Origin of the sequence: Corallococcus llansteffanensis, assembly GCF_003612055.1 — a bacterium.
Classification (GTDB): Bacteria; Myxococcota; Myxococcia; order Myxococcales; family Myxococcaceae; genus Corallococcus; species Corallococcus llansteffanensis.
On sequence record NZ_RAWB01000446.1, the window covers coordinates 1 to 8,273 of the forward strand.

The 8,273-nt window shown below is 67.7% G+C and carries 7 protein-coding genes; 2 read left to right on the plus strand and 5 right to left on the minus strand.

Annotated elements, in window-relative coordinates; all coding sequences use genetic code 11:
* Both D7V93_RS31365 and D7V93_RS47500 read left to right on the plus strand, forming a co-directional pair.
* A partial coding sequence (locus D7V93_RS31365) for an RCC1 domain-containing protein (RefSeq protein ID WP_120646884.1) occupies positions 1–2,802 on the plus strand: 2,802 nt, incomplete at its 5' end.
* A gap of 19 nt (positions 2,803–2,821) precedes the next feature.
* Positions 2,822–2,950, plus strand: a complete 129-nt coding sequence (locus D7V93_RS47500) for a hypothetical protein (RefSeq protein WP_279636963.1) — start codon at positions 2,822–2,824, stop codon at positions 2,948–2,950.
* A 276-nt stretch (positions 2,951–3,226) separates the two neighbouring features.
* Here the strand turns inward: D7V93_RS47500 and D7V93_RS44595 are convergent, their stop codons facing one another.
* From D7V93_RS44595 to D7V93_RS31390, 5 genes are all read right to left on the minus strand, one after another.
* The gene (locus D7V93_RS44595) at positions 3,227–3,787 is read right to left on the minus strand and encodes a deoxynucleotide monophosphate kinase family protein (RefSeq protein WP_147451430.1); all 561 of its coding nucleotides are present in this window, start codon (positions 3,785–3,787) and stop codon (positions 3,227–3,229) included.
* A complete protein-coding gene (locus D7V93_RS31375) occupies positions 3,784–4,707 on the minus strand; it encodes a viperin family antiviral radical SAM protein (RefSeq protein WP_208723215.1) in 924 nt (307 codons plus the stop codon). Before D7V93_RS31375 ends, D7V93_RS44595 begins: the two co-directional genes overlap by 4 nt.
* Positions 4,708–4,791: 84 nt before the next feature.
* On the minus strand, positions 4,792–6,096 hold the full coding sequence (locus D7V93_RS31380; protein ID WP_120646885.1) for a sigma-70 family RNA polymerase sigma factor: 1,305 nt from the start codon (positions 6,094–6,096) through the stop codon (positions 4,792–4,794).
* A gap of 307 nt (positions 6,097–6,403) precedes the next feature.
* Positions 6,404–6,847 carry a hypothetical protein gene (locus D7V93_RS31385; RefSeq protein WP_147451431.1) on the minus strand — a complete coding sequence of 148 codons (444 nt, stop codon included), beginning with the start codon at positions 6,845–6,847 and terminating at the stop codon, positions 6,404–6,406.
* A gap of 96 nt (positions 6,848–6,943) precedes the next feature.
* Positions 6,944–8,273, minus strand: a 1,330-nt coding sequence (locus D7V93_RS31390) for a M28 family metallopeptidase (RefSeq protein WP_120646888.1), incomplete at its 5' end; no start/stop codon positions are given.

Below are 8,273 nucleotides of genomic sequence, written 5' to 3' on the forward strand. Positions count from 1 at the left end.
GGACAGAACGTCGCCGGACAGCTGGGCACGGGTAGCACCAGCAGCACGCCCCTGTCCCAGCCCTCCCAGGTGAATGGACTGCCCGCCATCAAGGCGATTGCCGCGGGCATCGCCCACTCGCTGGCGCTGGACGTGGACGGCAACGTGTGGGCCTGGGGCCAGAATGCGTCTGGACAGGCGGGCCTGGGTACCGCGGGGGGCACGGTGCTCGTCCCCACCCGGGTCGCGGCGCTCTCCAGCATCCAGGCCATCGCGGCCAACGGGAACTTCTCGCTCGCGCTGGGCGCGGACGGCCGGCTGTGGGCCTGGGGCCAGAATGCCTCCGGGCAGGTGGGCACGGGCAACACCAGCGCCTCGGTGGCTACGCCTGGCGTGGTGCAGGGCCTGCCCACCGTGCGTGCCATGGCCGCGGGCGTCAACCACGCGCTCGCACTGGATGCGGACGGCAAGGTGTGGGGCTGGGGACTGAATACGTCCGCCCAGGTGGGCACCGGCGCTACCAGCGCCGCAGTGCTGGCCCCGGTGCTGGTGGCGGGGCTGCCGCGCGCCAAGGCCGTCGCCGCGGGTGCGGGCCATTCCCTCATCATCGATGAGCAGTTTGGCAACGTGTGGGCGTGGGGGCAGAACACCTTCGGCCAGGTGGGCACGGGCAGCACCAGCGCGACGCCGGTGGTGACGCCCCTTCCGGTGAATGGCGTCTTCGCCGTGACGGCCCTCGTCGCCGGGCACAACAGCTCCATGGCCCTCATCGGCAACGGCTTGGCGGTGGCCTGGGGTCACAACGTCTCCGGGCAGTTGGGCAACGGCGGCACGGCGAACAGCGCCTCGCCGGTGGGCGTGACGGGCGTCTCGGACGCAACGGCCCTCGCGGCCGGAGCCCAGCACGCGCTGGCACTGCGGCCCGGATGCCCCGTCTGGACCTGGGGCAACAACGGCCAGGGGCAGCTTGGCATGGGCAGCACGTCAACGACGCCGGTGACGTCGCCTGGGACGGCCCTCATCACCAACACCTTCTACTTCGACGGCGACATGGACGGCTTCGGGGACGAGTACATCGCGGAGCAGGCCTGCGAGCCTTCCCCGGGCTTCGTGGAGGACCTCGACTGCGACGACTACTCAACCACCACCCATCCCGGCGCGACGGAAACCTGCAATGGCGTGGACGACAACTGCAACGGGGCCGTGGATGACGGCAACCCCAACGGCGGGGAGAACTGCGCGACAGGGAAGCAGGGCGTGTGCGCGGTGGGGGTGACGGCATGCACCCTTGGCAGCGTGGTGTGCCAGCAGCGCCAGGTCGCGTCCGCCGAGCAGTGCGACAGCCTGGACAACGACTGCGACGGAGCGACGGACGAAGGCAACCCGGGAGGGCTCCAGGCGTGCGCGACGGGACAGCTGGGCGTGTGCGGCGAGGGAGTGACGTATTGTACTCACGGCGCCGTCGAGTGCGTGCCGACGCGGGCGGCCTCGTCCGAGGTGTGCGACGCCAAGGACAACGACTGCGACGGCCAGGTGGACGACGGGCTGGCCTCCCTGGCGTGGTACCGCGACCAGGACGGGGATGCCTACGGCCTGACGTCCCAGGCAGTGCAGGCGTGCATGCGGCCTGCCGGGTATGTATCGAATGACGGGGACTGCGACGACGCCAACGCCGCCATCAATCCTGGCGCGACGGAGGTATGTGACGGCAAGGACAACAACTGCGATGGGCAAATCGACGAGGGCTCCACCCAGGGTGGCTTCGCATGCATTGCTCCTTTGGCGCAGAGGCAAGTGGCAGGCCAATTTCATTCTTTTTCTGTGAAGGAAGACGGCACCGTCTGGGGTTGGGGCCGCAACATCGATGGCCAACTGGGCGACGGGACGCAGACAGGCCGACTCACGCCCTTCCAGGTGCCGGGCCTCGCCGGGGTGGTCTCCCTCGCAGCGGGTGAGGGCCACGGTTTGGCACTGAAATCGGACGGCACCGTGTTGTCCTGGGGAAACAACCGTTACGGCCAGTTGGGCAACGGGACGACGACGACAGACCGACTCACACCAGGGCAGATTCCAGGCCTCGCCAGAGTCATTGACGTCGCTGCTGGTAGCGGTTTCAGCGTGGTGCTGAAGTCGGACGGCACGGTGTGGGCGTGGGGTATCAACAACTTGGGCCAACTCGGCGACGGGACGACGACAAGTCGACTCGTGCCTGCGCAAGTGCCGGGACTCAGCGGAGTCGCCGCCCTGAGCGCAGGCCTTACCCACAGCATGGTGTTGAAGTGGGACGGCACCGTCTGGTCTTGGGGCAATAACTTCGCTGGCCAGTTGGGCGACGGGACGATGACAAGGCGCCTCGCGCCCGTCCAGGTGCCGGGGCTTTCCGGGGTAATTGCCCTCACTGCGGGTCCTTCTCACACTGTTGTTCTGAAGTCGGACGGCACCGTCTGGTCCTGGGGGTACAACGGCGAAGGCCAGTTGGGCGACGGGACGACGAACTCTCCTCGCCTCGCGCCGGTGCGGGTACAGGGACTCACCGGGGTTGTGTCCTTCACTCTCGGGCAATCCAACAGCATGGCTTTGAAGTCGGATGGCACCATCTGGTCCTGGGGGAGCAACCTTGGGGACGGGACGACGACGAGCCGCTCCACGCCGGGGCAGATGCAGAGCCTCACCGGGGTAGTCAGGCTCGCCGCAGGCAATGGTTTCAGCTTAGCGGAGAAGTCAGACGGCACCCTTTGGGCCTGGGGCATCAACGACTTCGGCCAACTGGGCGACGGGACGACAACGAGGCGCGAAGTACCAGTACAGGTGCAAGGTCTCTAGGGCGCGCACCTTCGCCACCGTGGAGGAACTCCGGCTGGCCCTGCTAGAGTGGGCCCACCGGTACAACGAGCAGTGGCTGTTGGAGCGCCACAACTTCCTCTCGCCGAGTCAGGCCCGGCGGGAGCTGATGCAGAAGCAAGCGGCCTGATTACGACCAACCTGGTGTCTCAACAATCCGGTGCGGTACAGGACGAGGATGGGAGTGCGACAGGGCACCGTGTTTGGCCGTCATTCCTCTTCCCGAAGCCAAAACCAACGTGCATCGGAGCGGAGCGCGCCTTCGAGGAATCCAGAAAATGAGCTGGCAATCTCGGAGCAGCAGGCCGGGTCTGGAAACGCTTCGTTGTAGCCGTCGTGTCCTTGGCGAACGGGCCCCGGAGGCCCTCGCCATACTTCGCGGGCGAGGGCTTCGATGATGAAGGACTTAGCGTGAAGTCGCTGCGAGCGATCGTACCGCGGCTTCGTACAACGCCTCTGGCGAGGTGTCGTTCCGGATGACGGCGTCGAACGCGAGCCGATCAATTCCGGCGACCTCCATCTCCGTGGCATGCCGCGCCAGCGCACCCGGTGCCCCCGCGCCAGTCCGTTCAATCAACCAGATGGTGGCACCCATCTCCCTCGCGGCCCGCCACTCCGCCTGGGTCCGCAGGTCCGTGCAGACGACGCGTCCCCCCGCGCGCCGGATCGCATCGACTCGCAGTCGGAAGGGCCGAAGCCAGACTTCCGGATCCAACTCCACGCAGGCCTGTCCGAAGCGCTGGTAGAGCTCCCGGGGCGTACGGCCGAACCGGGGATCCCGCTCATTGCGTCGCTCGCCCCAGAGTTGGGCGGGATCGAGCTGGAACAGGCTCATCAGCGCCGCCTTCATCGGATCCGCCAGGGCCACCCGTTCAAAGCCATGTTGTTTCGAAAGGAAGCCACCCAACGTGTCCTTGCCCGCCCCGGAGACACCCGCGAGGCAGATCAGGCTGGAGGCCGCGCTCATGACTCACCTCCGAAATCATAGAAGCCGCCGCGCCCGGAGAAGCGGTCCGGGTAGAAGCGAACCTGGGACCATGCGGCATCCAGGCCGTTCCGCAGGATGGGCTTGCTGTAGTGGTGTCCCCCTTCGGTGTTGTCGAAGAAGCGGCCCGCCGGATCGACCATCGCGTAGCTGCCGCGCATGTCTTCGTTGTCTTCGGGCACCAGGACAATGCCCTCCCTTTCCAGGGGGCGATGGCGAGCAACGAACGCGTCGAAGTCTTCCGAGGCGCAGCGCAAGGCTTCCACCTTGCCGCTGTTCTGCCCTTCGACGCTCAGGACTCGCAGCATCTTCCAGCGCTCGGGGCGAAGGCCGCGCATGAAGGACGTTTGATCCTCACCCGCGTTCAACGCCGTGACCACCGTGTTCACCTTGAGGCGCATTCCCGCGCTCCGGACCCTTCCGGCGATGGAATGGTAGTCCTCGGCCGTCAGGGCCTTTCTTCCTTGGACCGCCCGTCCCAGTGCGACATTCGTTTCGGGCGACACGCTGTCGATGCTCAGGGTGACCCAGTCCATCACCCCGCGCAGCCTGGCGACCGTGTTGGCATTGAGCCGGCTGCCATTCGTCACCAGCATCGTCGTGGCGCCCCGCGCCTTGGCGGCGGCCGCCAGCTCCGGCAGCCAGGGGCAGAGCAGTGGTTCACCGCCGGCGAAGGTGATCTTCTGGAAGCGGAGCGCCAGCAGCTCCACCACGCGCAAGGCCTCCTCTTCGGGGAGGTGTCCCTTGGGAAGCACATCCCTGCGGACGTCCTGGAACGTTGCGAAGCAGAACCGGCAACGCATGTTGCACGGCTCCCACAGGTGGAAATTGACCGACGGCGGCATCTCCCGGTGTGTGGCCGGGGAGGGGATGGAGCTGACGGCGGAAGACAGCGGGTCCATGAAGCCTCCAGAAGTGGCCCGCGTCTGCGGGCCATCTGGTGCTGCACTGTCCCCAGCGAATTAAGTGTGACCTGGAATCGTAACTCACTGACATTGCTGGAGAAATTGGTACCTTAATTCATCCCGGGCCCGCTGGACCCGCTTGCGTGCGGCGGCGTGACTGAGCCCCAGCTGGCGGGCGATCTCGGCTTCATCCAGCTCTTCGAAGTAGCGCATCCGGAGCACGTCCTGGTGCTCCTGCTTGAGCGAGCAGAGCGCCTTGCGCAGGGCGTGGTGGGACTCCTCCTCCACGTACTGGTCGTCCGGCCGGAGGAGGCACTGGGGTTCTGGCAATCCATCCAGGGGACAGGACGCCGCCACGCGGCTGAACTGCTTCTGGGAGCCGTTCCGGACCGAGCGGAGGAAGTACTGCTCGAAGTCCTCGAGCGGCAGCTTTCTGCGCAGACAGATGTTCAGGAGGATGGAATGGACCAGATCCTCGGCGTCCCCAGCACCAACGAGGAGCTGCGCGATCCGGCGGGCCCGCGCCATCATCTCCTGCTGCTGGAACGACTTGTCCAGGCACTCCCGGGTGTTGAACTCGGGAGCCGGCCCGCTCGTGGTGAAGGTTGCCACCTCCGCGTTCCCGAACCCGTCATCCGTCTCCGCGAGGACGGGCGCCCGGGTTGGAGGAGGATGGGCCGCCAGCAATGCCTGTCTGGAACACTCCCAGGACAGCGAATCGCAGCGGGAAGGCTGTGCGGCGGCCACCCTCTGGACCCGGGTGGCGAGCTCTTCCCCGAGGGCGCCGACGACCAGCGCGAGTCCCGTGGCCGCGAGCGCGGCCAGGGTGAGTATTCCGGCCCCAAAGGGCGATGCCCGTGAGATGCGCCAGGAGGTCCTGACCAGCCACACGCTCATTCGGACCATGAGCAGGCTGGCCGAGATGATCGTCCAGCTCCAGAAGGCGAGGACGAGCGCTCCGGGCAGGACGGGCAGGGTGCTCTGCTGCTCTCCCTGCGGCAGGGTCACCTGGCAGGCCAGGAACAGGAGCAGTCCAACCATCCCCCACGGCCAGCGCAGGAACAGGGGCGGTGGTCCCGTCCTCCCCGCCAGACGCCGATAGCCATTCCAGCTCGCGATGATCGCGAACACGACCAGGGCCATGCAGAACAGGATGAGGGAGAGCTGCGCGGTCCCTTCAAAGACGCCCGACGAGCTGAGCGCCCCGATGCGATCCAGCACCACCGCGGCAGCGAGGAACCCCAACAGCGCAGAGGCCACGCTGCCGAGGATGACTCCCGGGACGAGCACGTTGACCGAGAAGATGGCGAGCGCCAACGCCACCAACGCCAACTGCCAGCCCGCGGTCCGCCGTGCTTGCGGCCCTGATTCCCCCTGCTGCGCCATGCGGCCTGCCTTCGTTCAGGATGAGGTCAGCCTGCTGCTGGCGGGATGATCCCATGAACGGGTGCCTTCCTTGGCTTGGAAAGCGATCCATGGCGACCCGGCTGCTTCATTTTGTCCTGATCCTGGCCCTGCTGGTGCGTGCGCGACACCGTGAGGGGTACGCCTCGACCAGCACGGCGAGTGGCCTGGCCGGTGAGCTTTGTCTCGATGAGGCGTTCACGCGCGAGGGCGGGCATCGTGGAGCCCTCTTCGCACAGCGAGTGGGGTTCCACGAAACCGGGCCCATTTCAGCCCCCGTTGGCGGGCGTCAGCGCCTGACGCAGGTCAACCTGTCCACGCTCTGTGCCCATTGGGCCGTCGGGAGCGCGGTGCACCGCCTGGAACCGTTGAAGAGGAGGGCATTCCTGAACGGAGGGCCCACGGTTCCGCCGGTCAAACTCGGATCGTTCTCGCCCAGAACGCCGTCCTTGCAGAACAACACCAGATCCAGCCCGCCGTTGGGAAAGTCATTGCAATCGGAGGGACACGTCACCGGGTAGAGCGTCCTGCTCGTACCGCTGGCGATGGCGGACCCATCACCGAACACACAGCCATCCCCCACCAGTGCCGTCGGGGCGGACTTCATCGGCGAAGCGCCCATCGAAGCCGTTTCCCCCTGGACATCACCATCACCGCCACAGCCAGACAACGCCACGGCACCCGCCATGACCCCGCCCATCCACGCATGCTTCAAGAACGCCTTGAGAGACAAGTCGATGCTCCGTTCGTAGAGGTGACCGCTGGACTGGCCGCATTGGCGACCGTGAAGCATCCTGCCCGGCCAGGCTGACACGCCCCGCGGAGCACTTCAGCGCGGGGCGGGAGTGGGCCTGGCCTCGAGGGGGTGTCCCCGGGTGCCGGCGGCCCACTCCTCCCAGACGTTGAAGGATTGCATCTGCTGGCCCAGGTCGGTGTCCCGCACGAGCGCCTCCACCTCGGCGCGGCTCTGGCGGGGCAGCTTCTCGTCCATGGTGGCGAAGCCCCACGCGAGCGCGCCCACCACGGCGGCGTTGGCGCGCAGCGTGCGCGCGTCGCACTGTTCGAACTCGTCCGAGCGCGCGTGGTAGTTGGGCCCGTACGTGGCCGGTTCCTGATTGGCGATGAGGTTGGCCACGCCGTGCATCATGAAGTCGAAGTTGTCCGTGCCCACCACCGGCACGTCCACCTGCGTGAAGGGTCCCAGGCCCGTCACCGGCTTCAGGGCCCGCTCCACCAGCGGCACCAGCGCGGGCCGGCCGTTGGTGTAGAAGCCGGTGATGCGTCCGCAGCCGATGTCCACCGACAGCGCCAGGGTGTGCCGGTCCAGCTCCGCCGCGTGCGTGCGCGTGTAACCGGCCGAGCCGTACATGCCCTGCTCCTCGCCGTTCCACAGCGCGAAGCGCAGGGTGCGCGCGGGCTTCAGCCCCAGGCGCTGCATCTGCCGCGCGAGGTCGAGGAGCATCGCGACGTTGGCGCCGTTGTCCAGCGCGCCGCCGCCCAGGTCCCAGCTGTCCAGGTGGGCGCCCAGCACGACGACCTCGTCCGGACGCGTGGTGCCGCGCAGCTCGCCGATGACGTTGCGCGACGTGTACGGGCCGCCCGTGCGCAGGTCCAGCGCCGCGGTGAGGTTCAGGGCCGTGCCGGCGCGCAGCAGCCGCAGTGCGCGCTTCGCGCCGTCGCGCTCCATCACCATCATGGGGCGGGTGTTCCTGGGGCCCACCGAGACGCTGTGCCGGTAGAGCTGGTTGCCCGGCCGGCTGCCCATGTAGACGACGCCCGCCACGCCCGCGGTGAACGCGCGGGACTCGATGAGCGCAGCCTCGTTGTACTCGCGGAACAGTCCGTCGACGTCCTTGAGCTCGTCCGTCTCCACCAGCAGGAAGGCGCCCCGAGCCTTCGCGCCCACCCGCTTGAAGTCCGCCTCGGTGCCGCGGCCCACCTCCAGCAGCGGCGCGGTGAGGCCGCCCTTGGGCGTGGCGGTGGAGAAGGGCATCGCGGCCACGCGCGGAGCGAAGCGCACGCCCTGGCCCTGCACGGAGGCCGTGGCGCCGCGCTCCAGCCACAGCGCCGGCATGGGGAAGGGCTCCGCGCGTGCCGTCACGCCCGCGGCGCGGAAGCGCTCCAACGCCCATTCCACGGCGCGGGTGTTGGCTTCGGAG

Excerpts from the sequence above, each read along its gene's own strand:
- D7V93_RS44595 (WP_147451430.1), bottom strand. The coding sequence starts at position 3,787 with ATGAGCGCGGCCTCCAGCCTGATCTGCCTCGCGGGTGTCTCCGGGGCG.
- D7V93_RS31375 (WP_208723215.1), bottom strand. The coding sequence starts at position 4,707 with ATGGACCCGCTGTCTTCCGCCGTCAGCTCCATCCCCTCCCCGGCCACA.
- D7V93_RS31380 (WP_120646885.1), bottom strand. The coding sequence starts at position 6,096 with ATGGCGCAGCAGGGGGAATCAGGGCCGCAAGCACGGCGGACCGCGGGC.